Source organism: Kocuria sp. CPCC 205263 (genome assembly GCF_040981075.1).
In the GTDB taxonomy this organism is placed as follows: Bacteria; Actinomycetota; Actinomycetes; order Actinomycetales; family Micrococcaceae; genus Kocuria; species Kocuria rosea.
In genome coordinates this window covers 46,050-66,408 of sequence record NZ_JAVKPV010000006.1, presented here as the reverse complement: position 1 = coordinate 66,408, position 20,359 = coordinate 46,050, and the positions used below count along the sequence as shown (strand labels likewise).

Below are 20,359 nucleotides of genomic sequence, written 5' to 3'. Positions count from 1 at the left end.
ACAGCATCGTCCGCAATGGATCTCAGTGTGATCCGACGATTGCCCACCTGGTGCTGTCCATCCACGAGACTTTCTCCCGCGGGATCGTTCACAGCCCAGCGACTGAAGCATTCGCGGCTCAGTTCGAGGAAGACCTGTGGGTCTCCGCAGTCGCTCTCCCAGATTGTCCGATACATGATGCTCATGCCAGTACTCGCCCCCCGAGACGTATTTGCAATAGGTAATCTCATGTGCGGCAGACACGCCAAATATCGGCTGCGGAGCGCCGATGTCTGTGCTTGTGGGGTGCCGAAGATGACAGCCGCTCCGGGGTCCGGGCGGCAAGCGGTGTCCGCGGTCGGTGCGAGAATGGAGGGGCTGCCCGGAAGATCGGGGCGGCGTCGTCGTGTGCGCGCCCCGCTGTCCGTGGGGTGCGCGGGGAGAGGTGGACCAGGTGTCGATGGTGTCGGAGCGCTCGTCCGGGAGCGACCGGGAGTACGGCCGGACCCCGCCGCAGGACAACGTCGCGGAGCAGTCCGTGCTCGGCGGGATGATGCTGTCCAAGGACGCGATCGCGGACGTGGTGGAGGTCCTGCGCGGCGTCGACTTCTACAAGCCCGCACACGAGTCCATCTACGAGGCCGTGATCTCCCTGTACGGGCGCGGCGAGCCCGCGGACGCCATCACCGTGGCGGACGAGCTGACCAAGCGCGGCGAGATCGAGCGCGTCGGCGGTCCCGCGTACCTGCACACCCTCATCTCCTCCGTGCCCACCGCGGCCAACGCGGGCTTCTACGCCGAGATCGTGCGCGAGCGCGGCGTGCTGCGCCGGCTCGTGGAGGCCGGCACCAAGATCGTGCAGCTCGGCTACAGCTCCGACGGCGAGGTCGACGACATCGTCAACGCCGCCCAGGCCGAGATCTACCAGGTGGCCGAGCGCCGCTCCTCCGAGGACTACACGGTGCTCAAGGAGGTCATCGAGTCCACGGTCGACGAGATCGAGGCCGCCGGCTCCCGCGGCGAGGGCATGCGCGGCGTGCCCACCGGCTTCATCGAGCTCGACGAGCTGACCCAGGGCTTCCAGGGCGGCCAGATGATCGTCATCGCGGCCAGGCCGGCCATGGGCAAATCCACCCTGGCCCTCGACGTCGCGCGGTCCGCGGCGATCAAGCACAACCAGACCACAGTGATCTTCTCCCTCGAGATGAGCCGCAACGAGATCGCCATGCGCCTGCTCTCCGCCGAGGCCACGCTGAACATGCAGGACCTGCGCAAGGGCCGGTTGCAGGATGAGCAGTGGGCCAAGATCGCCACCACGATGGGCAAGATGGACTCCGCTCCGCTGTTCATCGACGACTCCCCGAACATGTCCCTCATGGAGATCCGGGCGAAGTGCCGCCGGCTCAAGCAGAAGCACGACCTCAAGCTCGTGGTGCTCGACTATCTCCAGCTCATGAGCTCCGGCAAGAAGGTCGAGTCCCGCCAGCAGGAGGTCTCGGAGTTCTCCCGTGCCCTGAAGCTGCTGGCCAAGGAGCTCGAGGTCCCGGTCATCGCGCTGTCGCAGCTGAACCGTGGCTCCGAGCAGCGCCAGGACAAGAAGCCGATGGTGTCCGACCTCCGTGAAAGTGGATCCATCGAGCAGGACGCGGACATGGTGATCCTGCTGCACCGCGACGACGTCTACGACAAGGAGTCGCCGCGTGCCGGTGAGGCCGATGTGATCGTGGCGAAGCACCGCAACGGTCCCACCAAGACGATCGTGGTGGCGTTCCAGGGCCACTACTCCCGGTTCGCGAACATGGCGCACGAGGGACTCTGACCCGCACGCAGGCTGGGAAGAGAGCTTCCCGGCGGCTCAGCGCCCCGGGATGGTCCGGTCCTTGACGGTCAACGAACCGCCGGACCCGCTGCCGCGCGCTCTGCATAAAGCGCAGATCCTCCGGCACGAACGCCTCGCCGACGAGGTCCGGATCTCGCTGGGCGCCCTGCGCGGGGCACCCCTTCCGAAGCGGGTCGTCGAAGTGTCGGGTCACAATGGTGCGGGCCCTCCGGCAGATCTGGAGAATGGTCCTTCGGAGCAGAGTCCCCGTGGGGTGGGCCCTGGGCGGGAGGCGGTGCTGACTCATGGGTGAGGTGTTCCGCCACGAGCTCACGATCCTGGATCCCGAGGTGCTGCCCGCGCTCGGCGAGCGGACCGGCATGCGATTCGGCTACAGCTCCACCGATCCGGGGTTTTCCTACCGGCTGTCGAGGGCCGGGGACGGCCAGGTCGCCATGTCGGCGGTGCACGTGGGCGGAACGATGTCCCTGTGGGGGGACACCGAGGTCTTCACGGTGGCCCACGTGCGAGGGGTCCGGTACGACTGGCAGATCCGTGCGGAGATCGGCGCTGCGGCTGCGGGCTCATCGGTGCTGTTCCGCCCCGAGCACCCGTCCCTGGTGGTGGCGCAGGACGTCGCCGTGACCATGGCGCACCTGCCGGTGGACCTGGTGCAGGCCACGGCCGACACCGTCTACGGCCACGAGACCCCGGTGGAATTCAGCTCGTCCGCCCCGATCAGCGACCGGCTCGGCGAGTACTGGTCGGGCCTGGTGCGCCGTGGTGCCGACATGCTGGGGTCGACGGTCTTCGAGGAGCCCATGGTGCGCGCCGACCTGACCCGCCACCTGGCCGTGGGCCTGCTGGAGTGCTTCCCGCTGCTCGGGGACCGGGAGGAGCGGTACCTGTCCATGGAGGCCCAGTCCCGCCGCTACCGGATCGCGGCGCAGTTCTTCGACGACCACGCCTCGGACCCGATCACCGTGGAGGACGCCGCCCGCGCCGCCCGGACCACCACGAAGGTCCTGGTGCGAGCGTTCCGGGCCAACCATCCCCTGGGACTGACCCCGGCCCAGTACCTGCGCCGGACGCGGATGGACGCCGCCCACCGGGACCTGCAGGACGGCGACCCGGCTCGCGGGGACACCGTGAAGGGGATCGCGGCCCGATGGGGCTTCACCCATGCGGGACGCTTCGCGCAGTACTACCGGCAGGTCTACGGGACGACACCGAGCCGCACCCTGGACCGCTGAGGGCCGCCGTCGGAACGATGGGTCCGCGCCCGGCGTCCCGGCTTAGAGGCGCCGTGCCGCGAGGTCACGAGAACGCGGGCGGGCTCGTGACCGAAGCTGACGTCCACGGGCGGTGCCGTGGGATCATGCCCGGCCACCATCGGCGAGATGATTCGCCAGTGCGAGCACTGCACGAGGGACGTCAGCTGCGGCTCAGGACGCAGGGGCGGAGGGGCGCTCGTCGCTCTTGAGGGTGGTCCCGACCGTCCACAGTTCCGGGTCGACCTCGTTGACCAGCACCCGGACGGAGGACAGCGGGGCGTCGAGGGTGCGCGAGACCGTCCTGGCGACCTCGCGCAGGCAGTCCTGGACCACGGCGCGGTCTCGACCCGCAACCATGTTGATGGTGACGATGGGCATGCTGTCTCCGTTCTGCAGGCTCCCGAGAGCCGGCGGTGGTAGGTCGTGCTGCCGGCCGGTGCGGCCTCAGGCAGTGCGTGCGGCAGGGGGCCGAGCGGTGGACTGGCGCGGAATGAGAGTGGGGGTGACCACTCGGCGCGGCTCGCCGAGGGCGCCGGTGCGCTGCTGGGTGAGCAGCTCCACGGCGTTGGCGGCGATCTGGTCGAAGGGCACCCGCACGGTGGTCAGGGCCACGGGCAGGCGGGCCGAGACGGGGATGTCGTTGTAGCCGACCACCGACAGATCGCCGGGCACGGACAGTCCGGCGGCCTGGGCGGCTGCCAGCACGCCGATGGCGGTGTTGTCGTTGACGGCGAAGATCGCGGTGGGCCGGTGCGCGCCGGCCAGGACGGCCCGGGCGACGGTCTCCCCGGAGTCCATGCCGAAGGTCGACTCGTGGACGAGGTGGTCGACCTCGGTCAGGCCGGCCTCGGACATGGCGCGGCGGTAGCCGGCCTGCCGGGCCACGGCGGTGGAGGCGTAGGAGGGCCCGGCGACCAGGGCGATGTCCCGGTGGCCCAGATCCAGCAGATGACGGGTGGCCAGGTACCCGCCGAGCTCGTCGTCACCGGTGGCCGAGGGACTGATGTGATCGGTGCGCAGCGCCAGGACGTGCGGCACCCCCTGCGCCCGCAGCTGGGCGGCGACGGGGTCCTCCAGGCGGGCGGTGGTCAGGATCAGCCCGTCCACGCGCTGGCGCAGCAGGGTCTCCACGGTGGCCTTCTCGGCCTCGGGCCGGTCCTCGGTGGTGGCCACCATGGCGAAACCGGCCTGACGCGCGCACGCCCGGGCGACCTCCTCGAAGAACACCGCCATCACCGTGTCCGACAGCCGCGGCACCAGGACCCCGACGGTGCCGGTGTGCTGGCGGCGCAACCCGGAGGCGTAGGCATCGGGGCGGTAGCCCAGCTCGGCCGCGGCAGCCCGGACGCGTTCGGCCGAAGGGGACTTCGAGGGCGGGTGGCGGTCGTCGAGCACTCTCGAGACCGTGGAGATGCTCACCCCGGCGACCCGGGCGACGTCACGGATCGTCACGGTGCGTGAGCCCGCCTGCTCAGCCATGCCCGTCCTGGTCCATGGCTCGGACGATACCAAAGCCCTTGCCGGGACAGGCCCTGAGGCGGGTCCGAGCGGTGGGGTCCCATGAGCTGGGTCACAGAAAGTTTCGGCGGAGGTGTTGACAGGTGTCATGAGTCACATCATAGTTGAAAACGTTCCCGCAAACGTTCTCAACCCAGGAGGAACTTCGAATGTCTCTCGATCTCCGCGGTCTCGTTCCCGCCCCCGTCACCCCGTTCACCGCCGACATGGAGGTCGACCACGACGCCGTGGCGAACCTGACCCGCTGGCTCGCCTCCGTGCCGGGCGTGAAGGGCCTGGTCTGCCTCGGTCACGCCGGTGAGGGCACCTACCTCACCGCCGAGGAGCAGGTCGACGTCATCCGCACCATGGTCGACGCCGCCGGCGAGGTGCCGATCATCGCCGGCATCACCGGCGAGGGCGACAAGGTCGCCGGTCTCGAGGCCGCCCGGGCCGCCGAGGCCGGAGCCAAGGCCGGACTGGTCTACCCCTCCCACGGCTGGCTGCGCTTCGGCTACCAGGACGGCGCCCCGCAGCAGCGCTACCGGATCGTCCACGAGGAGTCCGACCTGCCGCTGATCCTCTTCCAGTACCCCGACGCCACCAAGGCCACCTACAACCTCAGGACCCAGCTCGAGATCGCCGCACAGCCCGGGGTCTTCGCCACCAAGAACGGGGTGCGCAACATGCGCCGCTGGGACACCGAGATCCCCGTGCTGCGCAAGGAGAACCCGGAGCTGCAGATCCTCACCTGCCACGACGAGTACCTGCTGCACACCATGTTCGACGTCGACGGCGCCCTGGTCGGCTACGGCGGACTCGCCCCCGAGCCGCTGATCGAGCTGATCGCCGCGGGCAAGGCCAAGGACTACGCCGCCGCCCGGGCGCTGCACGACAAGCTGCTGCCGGTCACCAAGGCCGTCTACCACCGCGGTTCCCACATGGAGGGCACCGTGGCGCTGAAGATGGGCCTGGTCGAGCGCGGAGTGCTGCCCAACGCCGTGGTCCGCCCGCCGCTGCTGCCCCTGGCCGAGGGCGCGCGCGAGGAGATCTCCGCCGCCCTGACCTCCGCCGGGCTCATCGGTGACAAAGCCCAGTACACGACGACCCGCGGTTTCCAGGCCACCAGCGTGGTGTGACTTCCCAACCAGGACGGTGGAGAACGACGATGACCAGCATGACTGCTCGATCCAAGAAGTCCGCGCACTCGGCCACTCACGAGGTGACCGACTCCGAGACCCCCGCACTCGGCACTGAACCCCCCGCCCGACCCAACCGCCGATCCCGGCTGCTGGGCGCGCTGGCCCTGATGGGCCCGGGGTTCATCGTCGGGGCCTGGCAGTTCGGCCCGGGCAACCTGACCTCGGCAGTCCAGGCCGGCAGCCTCCACGGCTACGACCTGATCTGGGTCATCGCCGTCTCCACCCTCCTGATGCTCGGCTTCACCGACATGAGCGTGCGGATCGCCCTGGCCTCCGACCGCTCCCTGATCCAGATGATCAAGATGCACCTCGGCAAGATCACCGGGGTGGCCGCCGGCACCGGGGTCTTCTTGATCACCCTCATGTTCTCCGTGGGCAACGCGGTGGGCTCCGGGCTGGGGATGTCCATGGTCTTCGGCGGCTCCCCGACCCTGTGGACCCTGGCCTGCACCGTGCTCGTGGGCGTGGTGGCCTGGGCACCGAACTACTACAAGCTCTTCGAACGGGGACTGCTCGCGATCATCGCCCTGATGGCCGCCGGGTTCCTCGCCTCGGCGCTGCTCACCCAGCCCGACTGGGTCGAGGTGTCCGACGGATTCATCCCGTCCCTGCCCCCCGGAGCCGGGATGCTGCTGGTGGCCCTGGTCGGCACCAACTTCTCGATCAACGCCGCCTTCTACACCGGCTACGCCTCGAGGGAACGGGGCCTGCGCCCCGAGCAGTACAAGGCCACCACTCTGGCCGACACCATCCCCGGCATCGTCGCCCCGGGCATCATGACCATCCTGGTCATCGTGGTCGCGGCCACCGCCCTGCAGGCCACCGGCGGCACCGCCGCCACCCTGGGGGACCTGTCCAAGGTCCTGGAGCCGTTGGCCGGGCCGATCGGCACGACCGTCTTCGGCCTCGGGTTCACCGGGGCGGCGTTCTCCTCGATGATCGCCAACGCCACCGCCGGAGGCACCCTCATCTCGGACACGCTGGGCTGGGGCAACAAACTGGACCGCCACCGGGTGAAGGCCATGATCTGCGTGGTCCTGGCCTTCGGCCTGGCCGTGACCCTGCTCGCCCAGGGCTCCCCGATCCAGCTGATCATCACCGCCCAGGCGCTGACCGTGATCGTCGCCCCGCTGCTGGGCGTCCTGCTGCTGATCATGGCCACCCGCCGCGACGTGATGGGCCGCTACGCCAACCGCTGGTGGCAGACCGCCCTGGGCCTGCTCGGCCTGGCCGCGATCCTGGCCACCTGCTACCGGCTCCTCACCACGCTGATCGGCTGAGCCGCACCTCCAGCCCACACGGAACGCACAGGGCGGGAACCACACCAGTGGTTCCCGCCCTGTGCCATCGGTTCTACCCGGCTGGGGATGATCGCCGTGCAAGGCCCCGGTGGATGCATGGTTGGCCGTGATGGCCTTGTTCCACCCGGGAAGATCCGACCGACCAGCCCCGAACCGTAGGAAGGTGCAGACATGAGTGGTGTGGAGCTCGTCATCATCGCCGTGGTGATCGTCCTGGCGGCCTGCCTGCAGGGGGCGATCGGATTCGGACTGGGGATGCTGGCGGCCCCGGCGATCGCTCTGGTCGATCCCTCGCTGCTGCCGGGGTCCATCGTGCTGCTTGCAGCCGGCGTCACCGTGCTCGGGGTGCTCCGGGACCGCACGGCCATCGACCTGTCCGGGACAGGGTGGGCCCTGCTCGGACGGGTCCCCGGCACGGTGATCGGTGCTGCCCTGGTGGCCTTCCTACCCGCCCGCGGGCTGGCGTTGACGCTGGCCGGCACGGTGCTGCTGGGTGTCCTGCTGAGCATCTGCGGTTGGCGCCCCGCGCCCCGTCCCGTCACCGTCGCCGTCGCCGGGGCGGCCTCCGGGGCGCTCGGGACCGCCACGGCCATCGGGGGCCCGCCCATGGCGCTGGTGTGGCAGGGCTCCTCCACCGCACAGCTGCGCGGCACCATGAGCGCCTTCTTCCTCGTGGGAGCCCTCATGTCCCTGGTCGGCCTCGCCGCGGTCGGAGCCCTGGATCAGCACATCCTGCAGTTCGCCGCGATCCTCACCCCGGCGATGATCCTGGGATTCGCCCTGTCCGGGCTGGTCAACAAGCGCCTGGACCGGCAACGAGTGCGCCGCGTGGCGCTGTCGGTCTCCACGCTGGGCGCGGCTCTCGTGCTGTGGAACTCCCTGTAGCGCCTGGAGCGCCCACTGCTCCGCCCCGGGGGCCTCGGTGACCGACATCGTGCCCGTGCTGCGTGCAACGGGCGGCCGGGCCGCGGACGGGCACCGATGCCGCCCGGCGCGAGGCGACGATCAGAGGACGGGGCGGGAGAAGACCTTCGTCAGCGGTCGCTCCCGAGAGCCGGGGCCTCGACGTCGAGCAGGAGCAGGTCCCACCCGCCACCGCGGTGACCGAGCCGGGCGACCATGCTCCGGTCGTCGTTCCTCCACCGCAGGGCTCCATCGGCGGTGTCCACGCGGTACCCGCACTGATCGGCGATCCACACCAACTCCTCGACGGCGCGCGCGCGACTGGCGGACCACCGTCCACGGTCGAGCTCGGCCAGGGACGCCAGGGCCACGCCGGAGATCGCGACCAGGAGTCCCGACAGCGCCGGCAGGCCGGGGGTGGTGAAGGAGAGGGCCGCGCCGATCACCGCGACGAACATGATCGTCACCGGATGGTTCCACCACGCCGGGGCCGGGGTGCGCGGGGTACCCGCCACGTCGGCGAAGACCCGTACCGAGGGGGAGACGACCCGGCTCCGGCCGTACTCGTCCAAGAACTGCTTCACACTCAACGGGGCTCCTCCGGGCACGGGCTGATGGGGAAGGCGAACAGCGGGGAGAGCGTCGGCGAGCTCCCCGGGCGGAGCCGGGATCGCTGTCACGGGCGCGCGTGCGCCGCGTGGGCACGGCACCCGGGCCCGGCAGGAGACAGGATGCCCCAGCAGGCCGCGCCGCACCGACAGCACACGGTGTCTCCAACGACCGGTCTACCACCACGGCGCCGAGTGACGCATCGAGGAGCGCTGTCTCCTTGCTCACACCCCTGCCGTGCCGCACGGGCGTGGGAGAGTGGGGGCATGCGCGCAGTGGTGATCGATGCTGTCCGGGGCCGGCCGGAGGTCCGTGACGTCGCCGAGCCCACGGCACCGCCCGACGGGGTGGTCGTCCGGGTCGAGGCCACGGGCCTGTGCCGCAGCGACTGGCACGCCTGGGTCGGGCACGACGAGATCGCGCTGCCCCACGTCCCCGGGCACGAGCTGGCCGGGGTGGTCGTCGCGGTGGGTGCGGGCGTGCGCCGGTGGAGCACCGGGGACCGGGTGACCGTCCCCTTCGTCTGCGGCTGCGGCCGCTGCGAGTGGTGCCGCTCCGGCAACGCGCAGGTCTGCCCCGATCAGCAGCAACCGGGGTTCACCCACTGGGGGTCCTTCGCCGAGTACGTCGCCCTGCACGGGGCCGACACGAACCTCGTGGCCGTCCCCGAGCACGTCGACCTCGCCACCGCGGCCGCGCTGGGGTGCCGGTTCGCCACGGCGTACCGGGCCCTAGCCGACCGGGCGCGCCTCGCCGAGGGGGAGTGGGTCACCGTGGTCGGAGCCGGCGGGGTGGGGCTCAGCGCGGTGATGATCGCCCGGGCACTGGGCGGACGCGTGATCGCGGTCGACCGCAACCCGGAGGCGCTCGCCCTCGCCCGCGAGCTCGGCGCGGAGCACACGCTGCGCGCGGACGGGAGCGACGTCCCCGCGGCGGTCGCCGCCCTCACCGGCGGGGGCGGACACGTCGCCGTCGACGCCGTGGGCAGCGAGCAGACCTGCGCCGATGCGGTCCTCAGCCTGCGCCGGCGGGGGCGGCACGTCCAGATAGGCCTGCTGCCGCCGGTCGAGGGCCACCCGCGCGTGCCGATGGCGCGGGTCATCGGCTGGGAGCTGGACCTGCTCGGCAGCCACGGCATGGCCGCGGCCGACTATCCGGCCATGATGGCGCTCATCGAACAGGGCGCACTGCAGCCGCAGAAGCTCATCGAGCGCACCATCGGACTCGACGAGGCGGCGGAGCTGCTGCCGGTGTTCGACACCGCGACGGTCGCCGGCATGACGATGATCGATCCCGCGCTGTAGACCCGCTCGGAGGCGGCGAGCGGACCGACCCCGGCGCCGGGGACCACCCGCCGCTGCCCGGGCCCCGTCCCCGCATCCTGACAGCCGATTTTCGTCGATCGTGAAGAATCGGCAATGTTCTTCCGGAAAAGAGGGGCGCACCCCCTTCCGCCTCGGGCAGAGTGATCTGCACCACTCGGGGGACGCGAACTTCCCCGGTGCATCGCGTGAAGGGCGACCGCCGTTCACCCCGGTGTCCGCCGCTCCCATCCCGGTCGGCTCCACCGCCACCGTCCAGCTCCGCAACAACTCACCAGGTGCCCCCGAAAACGCTTCGGGCCTGAACTCCTCCCCCGGCCGGCCCGCCGGCGCCGCGTGCGCCCGCCACCCGGCACGGAGCGAGGACCTCATGATCGAACAGGAGATGACAGCATGAACCGACAGGCCGTTCATCTGAATGCGCACGAGGTGACTCCCGTAGGACTGTGGAGCCTCCGTGCCAAAGCGCCCACCGTGGCGACCGTGGTGTCACTGAACTTCCCGGGCCGCACCCCGCAGACCCGGGACCTGATGCGCCGCCGCACCCGCACCGCGCTGCAGTGCCTGGTCAACACCGGAGCCCGGCCGATCCTGGTCGACTCCAGTGCCCGGGAGCTGCCCGACCCCGCCGTCACCGCCTCCGCGGACGCGGTGCTGGTGCTCGGAGGAGGGGACGTCGACCCTGCCCTCTACGGGGCGGGCGGACCCGTGCCCAACGGGTACGGGGTCGACCGGCGCGCCGACCTCTACACCGCGGACCTCCTCGAGCAGAGCCTCGACCGCGACGCCCCGCTGCTGGCGATCGGACGGGGGGCCCAGCTGCTCAACCTGGCCTGCGGGGGAACTCTCGTCCCCGATCTCGGCATCGGCCACGGACACCGCGGTGCGCCGGGGGACCCGGTGTGCCCGGAGGAGGAGGTCGTCCTGGAGCCCGGGAGCAGGCTGGCCGCCGTCTTCGGCGCCCGGCGGCTCACCGTCCGGTCGGACCACCACCAGGCCCTGGGGGTCGTGGCCCCCGAGCTGCGCGTCACCGCCGTGGCCGAGGACGGCGTGGTCGAGGCGACGGAGCACCTGGACCGCACCTGGGCCGTCGGGGTGCAGTGGCACCCGGAGGACTCCCACGGCTCGGCCGCGGACCGGGGGCGGCTGTTCTCCGCGTTCGTGGAGCAGGCCGGGTCCGGGCGCCGCATCCCCAGGTCGCGAGTGCTGGCCGCGTGAGCCGGTCCGTCACCGGTCCGCGCCGCGGAGCACCACGCCGCGGCGCGGACCGGAGGGGCGGCGGCCGGACCCCGGGCGGGTGGGCCTGCTCGAGGGTGCGTCGTCGACCGGCGGTCCTCACCGGACGGCGGGCGGCGTGACGTCCTCCGCCAGGCCGGCCAGCCACGCGGCGCACAGCGCCGGCCAGGCCGCGGGCGCACCGGTGCCGCCGGCCAGCCCGAGACCGTGCGGTCCGCGGGGAAAGACGTGGAGGGCGTGGGGCACGCCCCGGCACGCCAGCGCCTGGGCCAGCAGGTAGGAGTGCTGCACCGGCACGGACGCGTCGTCGGCGGTGTGCCACACGAAGAAGGGCGGCGCGGCCCGGGTCACCAGCCGGTCGAGGGATGTGGCCGCCCGCACCTCGGCGGAGGGCCCCGGGCCCAGGAGCTCCTCCTGCGACCCCCGGTGCGTGTCGAGCTGCATGGACACCACCGGGTAGCCGAGGATCACGGCGTCGACCCGCTCGGGCCCCGAGGCCGGTGCGGTGAGCGCGGCGTGCCCGGCCAGGTGCCCGCCGGCGGAGAAGCCCAGCAGGACGACCCGCCCGGCCCCGGCCGCCCTGACCCGGCGCACCTCGGCGCGCACCGCGTCCACGGGGACGGGGTGCCTGGCGTGCACGGGATAGCGGAGGACGCCGGCGGAGAGGCCGAGGCCGCGAAGCCACTCGGCCACCGGCTCGCCCTCGTGGTCCGCGTGCCGCGCATACCCGCCGCCGGGGAGGACGACCACGTGCGGAGCGGGCGACGGCGCGGGCGGTCGCGCCCCCGCCGGTCCGGCGGCAGGGTGAACGGGGTCCATGCGGGGTGCCTCCTGGTCGGTGCTTCCGGGTCAGTGTTTCCTGGCCGGGTGCTTCCTGAGCGGTGGTGGACGGTCCGGCGCCGGAGCGGCCCCGGCGCCGGGCGCAACAGCACCGACTCCGCGGAACGGCAGGACATCGGTGCCCGTTCGTCCCGGGCGGGAGCATCCGGGCGTCGGAGGCCCTACTCTGTCATCATGCTGATCACCACCGCGGCTCCGCCCGCCCCTGTTGAGACCGCGCCGGAGGTCCTCCGATGAGCGGCGGTCTGATGGCCCTGCTGGACGACGTCGCCGCCCTGGCCCGCGTCACCGCCGCCTCCGTGGACGACATCGGCGCGGCGGCGGGCCGGGCGAGCATGAAGGCCGCCGGCGTCGTCGTCGACGACACCGCCGTGACCCCGCAGTACGTCCAGGACGTCTCCCCGGCCCGCGAGCTGCCCATCATCTGGCGCATCACCAAGGGCTCGCTGCGCAACAAGCTGATCTTCATCCTCCCGGTCATCCTGCTGCTGAGCCAGTTCGCGCCGTGGCTGCTCACCCCGATCCTCATGCTCGGCGGCAGCTACCTGTGCTTCGAGGGGGCCGAGAAGATCTGGTCGAAGATCTCGGGCCACGGGGCCAAGACCAGGACCCCCGTGGTCGAGAAGGGCAAGGACGCGGAGGACACGATGGTCGGGGGCGCGGTGCGCACCGACCTGATCCTCTCGGCCGAGATCATGGTCATCTCCCTCAACGAGGTGGCCGGCGAGCCCCTGCTCTCGCGGGCCGCCATCCTGGTGGTCGTGGCCATCGGCATCACCGTCCTGGTCTACGGGGTGGTGGCGCTGATCATCCGGATGGACGACTTCGGCCTGCACCTGGCTGGACGGTCCTCCCCGACCACGCAGAAGATCGGCCACGGCCTGGTGAAGGGCATGCCCGGGCTGCTCACGGTCATCTCGGTCGTGGGCACCGCCGCCATGATCTGGGTGGGCGGGCACATCGTCCTCGTCGGCCTCGACGACCTGGGCTGGCACGCCCCGTACGCGGCCGTCCACCACGTGGAGGTGCTCGTGCACGACGCCGTCCCCGGCGGTCTCGGCGCGGCGCTCGCCTGGCTCACGAACACCTTTTTCTCCGCCGTCCTGGGCCTGGCCTGGGGCGCCGTCCTGGTGCTGGTCTGGGAGCTGCTGCCCTTCGGAAAGGGCGAGCACGAGGCCGAGCACGCCGCTCACGGCGCCCACGAGGCGCAGGACGAGCACCAAGGGAAGCACTCCTCGGCGGCGTCCTCCGCGGCGTCGTCCTCGGGCGAGGAGGGCGCGGGACCGTCCGGCCCGTCTGACCCCACCCCGCCGGCCGACGGGGGCTCCACCGCGGCCCGCTGACCGGGCGCGCCGGGAGTCCGCTCAGAGGTCGTCGGGGTCCCCGGCGCGGGCGTTGAGGTACTCGTCCAGGACGGCGGAGCCCAGGTCCCCCGGGTCCGGCGCCACCACGCGCCCGTCGATCCGCTCGGCCATCCGCCGCAGGAACCGCTCCAGCCCCGGGTCGTCGCCGAGCCGGAAGAACGTCGCCTGGGCCCCCATGCGTCCCAGCCGGTCGAGCTCCTCGACCGTGGCGCGCAGGGTCTCCGGCTCCGTGGGCCAGGAGAACCAGCTCTCGCCGTCGGGCAGCAGGTGCGCCGTGGGCTCCCCGTCGGTGACCACGAGCAGGACGGGCTGCATCGAGGGGTGCTTGCGGAAGAAGCGCGTGGCGAGCAGCAGCGCGTGGTGCAGGTTGGTGCCCTGCTCCCGCACGGGCGGCAGCCCCGTGAGCTCGTCGACCGGCAGGGCGCGGGCGTAGCGGCCGAACGCGACGATCTGCAGCTGGTCCCCCCGGAACCGGGTGGAGACGAGGTGGTGGAGCGCGAGCGCCGTGCGCTTCATGGGCACCCAGCGCCCCTCGGCGGCCATGGAGAACGAGGTGTCCACGAGGAGGACGACGGCGGCCTGCGTGCGCGCCTCGGTCTCGGCGACCTCGATGTCGCGGACGTCGAGGCGCAGCCCGCGCCGGACGTCGCCGCCCTCGGCGGCCGTGCGCCGGATCGCGTTGGTGATGGTGCGGGTGGTGTCCCACGGCTCGGCGTCCCCGAACTGCCACTCCCGGGTGGCGCCGGAGGGCTCGCCGGCCGCACCGGCGAGGCGGGTGTCGCGCTGACCGGTCCGGGAGGACAGGTTCTGCGCGGCGTCCCGCATCAGCGCCTTCCCGATCCGGCGCACGGCGCGGGGCGAGAGCCGCAGGTCCCCGTCGGCGCCGCGCTGCAGGTAGCCGCTGTCCCGCATCGCCCGCTCCAGCTCGGTGAGGGTCCGGGCCGAGACCGCGGCGTCCTCGCCCAGCTGCCGTGCGAGCGCGTCGAGGTCCATGTCGTCCAGGTTGGCGCCCCGGTGGTGCTGCGCCAGCTGCTCGGCGAGGGAGTCGAGCTCGGCGATGTCCTGGAGCACGCCCGTCCCGTCGCCGAGGCCCAGGCCGTCCTGACCCTCGAAGCCCTCCGACCCGCCCCAGTCCTCGCCGGGGCGCAGCCCCTGCAGGTTCGCGTCGAGCCGGCCGAGCTGGTCCATCAGCTCGGGGGAGCCGAACGCCTGGGCGGAGAGCTGCATCAGCTCCTGGCGCTGCTCGGGGGACATGGAGTTGAGCATCCGCTGGGCCGCCGCCGCGCGCTGGGCCAGGGCGTCGATCAGCTCGTCGACCGACTGCGGGTTCTCGGGGAAGTGGTCCCCGTGCTTCGCCATGAAGTCCTGGAAGTCCTCCTCGGTGTCCTCGCCCCGCCCGTGCTTCTCGAGCAGCTCGTTGAGGTCCCGGAGCATCTCGGCCACGGCCTCCCGGTCGGCGTCCGTGGCGTTCTCCAGGGCCTGCTTCATCCCGGCGAAGCGCTGGTCGAGCAGCTCGCGGCCGAGGAGGTCCTTGATCTGCTCGTAGGCCTCCCGGGCGGACTCGGACTGCCAGTCGTAGGACGCGAGCTCGCTGGCGGCGGCGGCCGTGGAGCTCGGCAGGCCGTCGAGCTGCATCTCCCGGAAGGAGCGGTCCATCGGGTCCATCCGGGCGTCCCGCAGGAACTGCTCGCGCTCCAGGCGCAGCGCCTTGTCCAGGAGCTTCTTCGCCTCCTCGAGCGTGCCGCCCAGGCCGTGGCGCTTCAGCAGCTCGCGCCGGCGCTGCTGCACGCGCCGGGACAGGTCGTCCAGGCCGTCGCGGCCGCGGCCGCCCCGCCGGAGGAACTCGCGCAGCGCGTGCTCCGGCGAGTACCCGGCCATGACGTCCTCGGAGACGGCCTCGAGCGCCTCGGAGAGGTCCACCGGCGGGGCCAGCGGATCGGGTCCTCCGGTGTACCGGCCGTACCTCGAGGACCGGTGGTGTGCGGGCATGACGCCCCCTCTGTGTCTTCTCTGTGTCCCGGTGCGGAACCCGGTGCGGGTCCTGGTGCCGGCCGTGCGGTCAGCCGTAGACGGTGCCGGCCTCGTCGGCGTCCTTGGAGATCTTCTGGGCGAGGTAGAGCCCCTCCAGCGCCAGCTCGATCGCGCTGGCGCGCTGGCCCGGCGTGCTCGCGCCGAGGCGTGCGGCGATCTCGTCGTAGGCGGTCGCGGCCCCGTCGTCGTCGGAGGCCGTCAGCTCGGGGAGCCCGGCGAGGAAGTCCTGGGCGGAGACGTCGTCGCCGGTGGACACGGTCGTGCCGCCGTCGAAGGCCTCCACGACCGGCCCGAGGTCGAGTCCGCGGAAGCGGCCGCGGACGGTCTCGGCGGTGGCCCGGCGGAGCAGGTGGTCGAGGATCGCGCGCTCGCGGCCCTCCTCGCCGGACTCGAACTCGATCTTGCCGGCCAGGACGTCGGTGGCCGTCTCCATGTCCACCATCCGCGCGACCGCCTCCGCCTCGCCGCGGATCGTGGCGCGGCGCAGCGCGGCGGCCGCGACCGTCTCCGCGCCCGCGATGGCGAAGCGCGCCGACACCCCCGAGCGCTGGTCCACCGCGGAGGACTCCCGCAGCAGGCGGGTGAACCGGGCCAGGGTCTCCAGGATCGTGTCCGGGACCTCGGCGATCAGCTCGGCCTCCTGGCGGATCACGGCGATCTCGTCCTCCAGCTCGAGCGGGTAGTGGGTGCGGATCTCGGCGCCGAACCGGTCCTTGAGCGGCGTGATGATCCGGCCGCGGTTCGTGTAGTCCTCGGGGTTGGCCGTGGCCACCACGAGCACGTCCAGCGGCAACCGCAGGACGTAGCCGCGGATCTGGATGTCCCGCTCCTCCATCACGTTGAGCATGGCCACCTGGATGCGCTCGGCCAGGTCGGGCAGCTCGTTGATCGCCACGATCCCGCGGTGCGAGCGGGGCACGAGCCCGTAGTGGATGGTCTCCGGGTCCCCGAGCCGCCGGCCCTCGGCCACGCGCATCGGGTCCACGTCCCCGATGAGGTCCGCCACGGACGTGTCCGGGGTGGCGAGCTTCTCGACGTAGCGCTCCGACCGGTGCCGCCAGACCACGGGCAGCTCGTCGCCCTCGAGCAGGATCCGGCGCCGCGACGCCTCGGTCAGCGGCTCCAGGGGGTGCTCGTTGAGCTCCGACCCCTCGATGGCGGGGGACCACTCGTCGAGCAGGCCGGCGAGGGTGCGCAGCAGGCGGGTCTTGCCCTGGCCGCGCTCGCCCAGCAGCACCACGTCGTGGCCGGCGAGCAGGGCCCGCTCGAGCTGCGGCAGGACCGTGCGCCCGAGCCCGTGCAGGCCCGGCCAGGGGTCACCGCCCTCGGCCAGCGTGCGCAGGAGGTTCTCGCGGATCTCCTCGCGCAGCGTCCGGTGGGTCACGCCGGCGGCGCGGAGCTCGCCGAGCGTGCGGATGTCAGGGTGATCGGTGCGATCAGTCACAGCGCCAACCTAACCCCGGCGTCAAGGGGGGGCCCGCGGGCCGGGTCCGGCGTCGTCGCAGGCGGCGCCCGACGACGACGGGCGCGGGGCCCCTGTGGACCCGGGGCCCCCGCCAGTACGCTGGTGCATCATGGTCACTCGCAAGGCACCACGGAGCACCCTCGTCCTGCTCGTGCGGCACGGGGAGACCCCCACCACGGGCAAGGTCCTGCCGGGGAGGGCCCCCGGCCTGCACCTGTCCGAGCGCGGCCGGGCCCAGGCGGACCGGGTGGCGGAGCGGCTCGCGGGCGTGCGCGTCGACGCCGTGTACACCTCACCGCTCGAGCGCACGCGCGAGACCGCGGCGCCGACCGCGGCCCGGACCGGCCGGGAGGCCGTCGTGGAGCCGGGGCTGCTCGAGTGCGACTTCGGGGAGTGGACGGGCGAGGAGCTCTCCCGCCTCTCCCGGCTCAAGGCGTGGTCGACCGTCCAGCGGGCGCCCTCGACCTTCCGCTTCCCCGGCGGCGAGAGCTTCCCCGAGATGCAGGCGCGCACCGTGGGCGCCGTGGACCGGGTGCGCGCCGCCCACGAGGGCGGGGTGGTGGTCTGCTTCTCGCACGCCGACCCCATCAAGGCGGCCCTCGCCCACGCCCTGGGCACGCACCTGGACCTCTTCCAGCGCATCGTGGTCAGCCCGTGCTCCGTCTCGGCGATCTCGTACCCGCCGGGGCAGGCGCCGGCCGTGCTCACGGTGAACTCCACGGACGAGCCGCTGGCCGGCCTGAGGGTGTCGTGAGCGGACGCTGATGGGCGAGCTCGTGCTCCTGGCGGAGGGCCGGATGGAGCTCCTCGGACTGATCCGGGAGAGCAGCAACTCGGCGCTGCTCGTCGAGGTCACGCTCGAGGAGGAGACGGTCTGGGGGATCTACAAGCCCCTCGAGGGCGAGCGGCCGCTGCTCGACTTCCGCCCCGGCCTGCACCGGCGGGAGCGCGCCGCGTACGTGCTGAGCGAGTTCCTGGGCTGGGGCATCGTCCCGCCCACCGTCCTGCGCCAGGACGGGCCGTTCGGCACGGGGTCCCTGCAGCGGTTCGTGGAGCACGACCCGCGGCAGCACTACTTCACCCTCTACGACGCCGCCCCCGACACCCACGACGCCCTGCGCCGGATCGCGCTGTTCGACCTCGTGGCCAACAACGCCGACCGCAAGGGCGGACACGTGCTGCGGGGCGCCGACGGCCGGATCTGGGGGATCGACCACGGTCTGTGCTTCGCGGCGGCGTTCAAGCTGCGGACCGTCGTCTGGGACTTCTCCGGCGAGCCCGTGCCCGAGGACCTGCTCCAGGACATCGCCCCGCTGGCCGACGACGTCCCCGCCGAGCTCGCCGAGCTCCTCGACGCCACGGAGGTGGCGGCGCTGCGGCGGCGGGTGCGCCGGCTCCTCGACGAGGCGGTCCTGCCGGTCGACGTCACCGGCCGCCGGATCCCCTGGCCGCTGCTCTAACGGCGCAGGGTGGTGGCCGGGTTCTCGCCGTAGGCCTGCCGGTGGCGGCGCGCGAAGTCTCCGGGGTGGGTCATGCCCCAGCGCCGGGCGATGCCGCGCACGGTGTCGCCGCGGGCCGGATCGCCCTGCACCAGGTCGTCGTGGGCGGCCACCAGGCGCAGCTCGCGCAGATAGGCCCCCGGCGTGGTCCCGGCGTGGGAGCGGAAGGCCCGGACGAGCTCCACGATGCTCACCCCCGCGTGGCGGGCGACGTCCTCGACTGTGATCGGCGAGGACGCGGCGGCGTGCAGGAACTCGACCGCGTCCCGGTAGGCCGCCTGCTGCCCGGCGGCCGACGCGCGCCGGGCCACGGGCTCCCCGGCGACGGCGAACGCCTCCAGGGTCGCCACCGACATCCGCCGCCGCAGATCCGCGCGCAGCAGGGGGAGGGAGGCGACCTCGGGGTCGGCCAGGACCTGCTGCACGAACGCGAAGGTGCTCCTCCAGTGCCTCTCCCGGGCGGGGGAGCGCGGGCGCGGGCCGTGGAAGGCGACCTCGCGGGTCTCGTCCCCGTGGACCGTCCGGGCGGTCTCCCGCAGCGTGGACCGGTCGATGGTGACCGAGTCGACCAGCAGCTGGTCCACCTCGCCGCAGTACTCCTGGCCCGGCTGCAGCAGGAACACCCCGAGACCGCTGCCCGTCCGGCCGTCGATGCTCCAGTCGACGCCCCCGGCGCGGGGCACGACGACCGAGAACATGTCGTCGAGCACCATCCGGCCGGCGATGCTGCCGCGGAAGGTGAGCCGGCCCAGTTGGAGGTCGGCGTCGCCCAGCACGTCCTGGCGGTACAGGAAGGACGACTCGTCGGCGACCGTGCCCATGCGCGCACTGGTGTAGATCTGCTGCAGCGCCTCGTTGGCCACCTCCGGGTCGGTGGTCGCCATGTGCAGGCGGATCGGCGTCCACGGCGCCCGCTCCGTCTCCTGGGGCATCCCGGTCAGCTCCGCAGGGTGGTGGCGGGGGCCTGGCCGTGCCGGTCCCGGTAGGCGGCGGCGAAGCGGCCGCGGTGGCCGAAGCCCCAGCGCGCGGCCACCGCCTCCACGGTCGAGCCGGTCGTGGGGTCGGCGGCCAGCAGCTCCCGGTGGACGGCGTCGAGCCGGGCGGCGCGCAGGTAGGCCATCGGGGTGGTGTCCAGCTCCCGGCGGAAGGCCACCTGGAGACCGCGCACGCTCATCCTGGCGGCGGCGGCAATGTCGGCCGATCCGACGTCCGCGGCCACGTGCTCCTCGATGAAGGCCACCGCCCGCCGCACTCCGGCCGGAGCCGGGCGGGTCTGCCCGGTGGCCGTCCCGCCGCGGTCCAGGAAGCTCCCGGGAAAGGTGTGCAGCAGGACGGTGGCGAGGGAACGGGCGGCCTCGGAGCGGATCAGGGGGCTGCTCATCGCCCGGGAGTCGGGCAGGAGGTCGCGGGCGAAGTGGGAGACCGTCCCGCGCCAGTACTGGGTCATGGCCGGCGACACCGGGCGGGTCCCCGTGAACTGCAGCCGGAAGCCCTCGTTCCCCAGCAGCCGCCGGGCGTGGTCTTCCACCGCGGCGGGGTCCAGGGACACGGTGGTCGCCTCGAGCTCGTCCCACCAGCTGGTGAAGGTGCGCTGCGGGAACAGGAAGGGCCCGGTGCGGGGGAAGCGGTCGCCGGCGCTGGTGGCGCTCAGCACGCCCGCCGTCACGTGGCACACCCGCAGCACGCCGGCGCCGTCCGTGCGGCCGGTGCACGAGGAGCCCTTCAGCCGGACGCGCTCGTAGGCGACGAAGTCGATCCCGGTCGAGGCCAGGGTCATGTCGAAGCCGCCGTCCGGGGACCGGCGCACGCCCCGGATGGCGAAGACCTCGTCGAGCACCGCGACGCCCTCGGCCGGGTCGCGGGTGCTGAACACGGCCCGCTGCACCTGGGAGTCCATGGTCCGCAGGCTACGCCCGACCGCCGAGGGAGTCGACAGCGGACCGCCGGCCGGCCGGCGGTCCGCCGGGACCCTTGCCCGCCACGCCCGCGCGGGCGTACCTTGGTGGCCATGTTCCTGT

At 72.7% G+C, this 20,359-nt stretch carries 18 protein-coding genes; 10 read left to right on the top strand and 8 right to left on the bottom strand.

From position 1 onward, the window contains the following. The first annotated feature begins 439 nt into the window (after positions 1 to 439). Together dnaB and RF647_RS10985 are read left to right on the top strand one after the other, a co-directional pair. The gene (dnaB, locus tag RF647_RS10990; protein ID WP_133409938.1) at positions 440 to 1,798 is read left to right on the top strand and encodes a replicative DNA helicase; all 1,359 of its coding nucleotides are present in this window, start codon (positions 440 to 442) and stop codon (positions 1,796 to 1,798) included. Positions 1,799 to 2,103: 305 nt separating this feature from the next. Next, the gene (locus tag RF647_RS10985; protein WP_368811726.1) at positions 2,104 to 3,051 is read left to right on the top strand and encodes a helix-turn-helix transcriptional regulator; all 948 of its coding nucleotides are present in this window, start codon (positions 2,104 to 2,106) and stop codon (positions 3,049 to 3,051) included. A gap of 192 nt (positions 3,052 to 3,243) precedes the next feature. Here RF647_RS10985 and RF647_RS10980 read toward each other — a convergent pair whose 3' ends face one another. Continuing rightward, the gene (locus tag RF647_RS10980) at positions 3,244 to 3,450 is read right to left on the bottom strand and encodes a tautomerase family protein (RefSeq protein ID WP_017835038.1); all 207 of its coding nucleotides are present in this window, start codon (positions 3,448 to 3,450) and stop codon (positions 3,244 to 3,246) included. 66 nt (positions 3,451 to 3,516) lie between these two features. Then, entirely contained in the window at positions 3,517 to 4,551 is a 1,035-nt protein-coding gene (locus RF647_RS10975) for a LacI family DNA-binding transcriptional regulator (RefSeq protein WP_368811725.1), read from the bottom strand. A 188-nt stretch (positions 4,552 to 4,739) separates the two neighbouring features. On the opposite strand from RF647_RS10975, the gene RF647_RS10970 reads away from it, so the two are divergent. The 3 genes from RF647_RS10970 (at position 4,740) to RF647_RS10960 (ending at position 7,957) form a co-directional block, all read left to right on the top strand. Next, a complete protein-coding gene (locus RF647_RS10970) occupies positions 4,740 to 5,708 on the top strand; it encodes a dihydrodipicolinate synthase family protein (RefSeq protein WP_368811724.1) in 969 nt (322 codons plus the stop codon). Between the two features lie 38 nt (positions 5,709 to 5,746). Further along, positions 5,747 to 7,051, top strand: a complete 1,305-nt coding sequence (locus RF647_RS10965) for an Nramp family divalent metal transporter (RefSeq protein WP_368811723.1) — start codon at positions 5,747 to 5,749, stop codon at positions 7,049 to 7,051. Between the two features lie 192 nt (positions 7,052 to 7,243). Then, the gene (locus RF647_RS10960; RefSeq protein ID WP_368811722.1) at positions 7,244 to 7,957 is read left to right on the top strand and encodes a sulfite exporter TauE/SafE family protein; all 714 of its coding nucleotides are present in this window, start codon (positions 7,244 to 7,246) and stop codon (positions 7,955 to 7,957) included. Positions 7,958 to 8,106: 149 nt separating this feature from the next. Here the strand turns inward: RF647_RS10960 and RF647_RS10955 are convergent, their stop codons facing one another. Further along, a complete protein-coding gene (locus RF647_RS10955; RefSeq protein WP_368811721.1) occupies positions 8,107 to 8,565 on the bottom strand; it encodes a hypothetical protein in 459 nt (152 codons plus the stop codon). Between the two features lie 285 nt (positions 8,566 to 8,850). On the opposite strand from RF647_RS10955, the gene RF647_RS10950 reads away from it, so the two are divergent. Continuing rightward, positions 8,851 to 9,888: an alcohol dehydrogenase catalytic domain-containing protein gene (locus RF647_RS10950; protein WP_368811720.1), complete on the top strand. Its 1,038-nt coding sequence runs from the start codon at positions 8,851 to 8,853 to the stop codon at positions 9,886 to 9,888. 501 nt (positions 9,889 to 10,389) lie between these two features. Beyond that, positions 10,390 to 11,124, top strand: coding sequence for a gamma-glutamyl-gamma-aminobutyrate hydrolase family protein (locus tag RF647_RS10945; protein ID WP_368811719.1), 735 nt, complete (start codon positions 10,390 to 10,392; stop codon positions 11,122 to 11,124). A 117-nt stretch (positions 11,125 to 11,241) separates the two neighbouring features. On the opposite strand, the gene RF647_RS10940 is transcribed toward RF647_RS10945, so the two are convergent. After that, complete coding sequence (locus RF647_RS10940; protein ID WP_368811718.1) at positions 11,242 to 11,961, bottom strand: alpha/beta hydrolase; 720 nt, start codon at positions 11,959 to 11,961, stop codon at positions 11,242 to 11,244. Between the two features lie 254 nt (positions 11,962 to 12,215). Here RF647_RS10940 and RF647_RS10935 point away from each other — a divergent pair, with 254 nt between their 5' ends. Beyond that, positions 12,216 to 13,325 carry a DUF808 domain-containing protein gene (locus RF647_RS10935; protein ID WP_368811717.1) on the top strand — a complete coding sequence of 370 codons (1,110 nt, stop codon included), beginning with the start codon at positions 12,216 to 12,218 and terminating at the stop codon, positions 13,323 to 13,325. Between the two features lie 21 nt (positions 13,326 to 13,346). Here the strand turns inward: RF647_RS10935 and RF647_RS10930 are convergent, their stop codons facing one another. Beyond that, entirely contained in the window at positions 13,347 to 15,335 is a 1,989-nt protein-coding gene (locus RF647_RS10930) for a VWA domain-containing protein (protein WP_368811716.1), read from the bottom strand. Between the two features lie 70 nt (positions 15,336 to 15,405). After that, positions 15,406 to 16,821: a sigma 54-interacting transcriptional regulator gene (locus RF647_RS10925; RefSeq protein WP_368811715.1), complete on the bottom strand. Its 1,416-nt coding sequence runs from the start codon at positions 16,819 to 16,821 to the stop codon at positions 15,406 to 15,408. Between the two features lie 130 nt (positions 16,822 to 16,951). Here RF647_RS10925 and RF647_RS10920 point away from each other — a divergent pair, with 130 nt between their 5' ends. Together RF647_RS10920 and RF647_RS10915 are read left to right on the top strand one after the other, a co-directional pair. Further along, the gene (locus RF647_RS10920; RefSeq protein ID WP_368811714.1) at positions 16,952 to 17,596 is read left to right on the top strand and encodes an MSMEG_4193 family putative phosphomutase; all 645 of its coding nucleotides are present in this window, start codon (positions 16,952 to 16,954) and stop codon (positions 17,594 to 17,596) included. 10 nt (positions 17,597 to 17,606) lie between these two features. Further along, on the top strand, positions 17,607 to 18,302 hold the full coding sequence (locus tag RF647_RS10915; RefSeq protein WP_368811713.1) for an SCO1664 family protein: 696 nt from the start codon (positions 17,607 to 17,609) through the stop codon (positions 18,300 to 18,302). Here RF647_RS10915 and RF647_RS10910 read toward each other — a convergent pair. After that, positions 18,299 to 19,273 carry a helix-turn-helix transcriptional regulator gene (locus RF647_RS10910; protein WP_368811712.1) on the bottom strand — a complete coding sequence of 325 codons (975 nt, stop codon included), beginning with the start codon at positions 19,271 to 19,273 and terminating at the stop codon, positions 18,299 to 18,301. The two genes, RF647_RS10915 and RF647_RS10910, sit on opposite strands and share 4 nt — an antisense overlap. A 5-nt stretch (positions 19,274 to 19,278) precedes the next feature. Next, positions 19,279 to 20,238, bottom strand: coding sequence for a helix-turn-helix domain-containing protein (locus tag RF647_RS10905; RefSeq protein ID WP_368811710.1), 960 nt, complete (start codon positions 20,236 to 20,238; stop codon positions 19,279 to 19,281). Between the last annotated feature and the right edge of the window lie 121 nt (positions 20,239 to 20,359).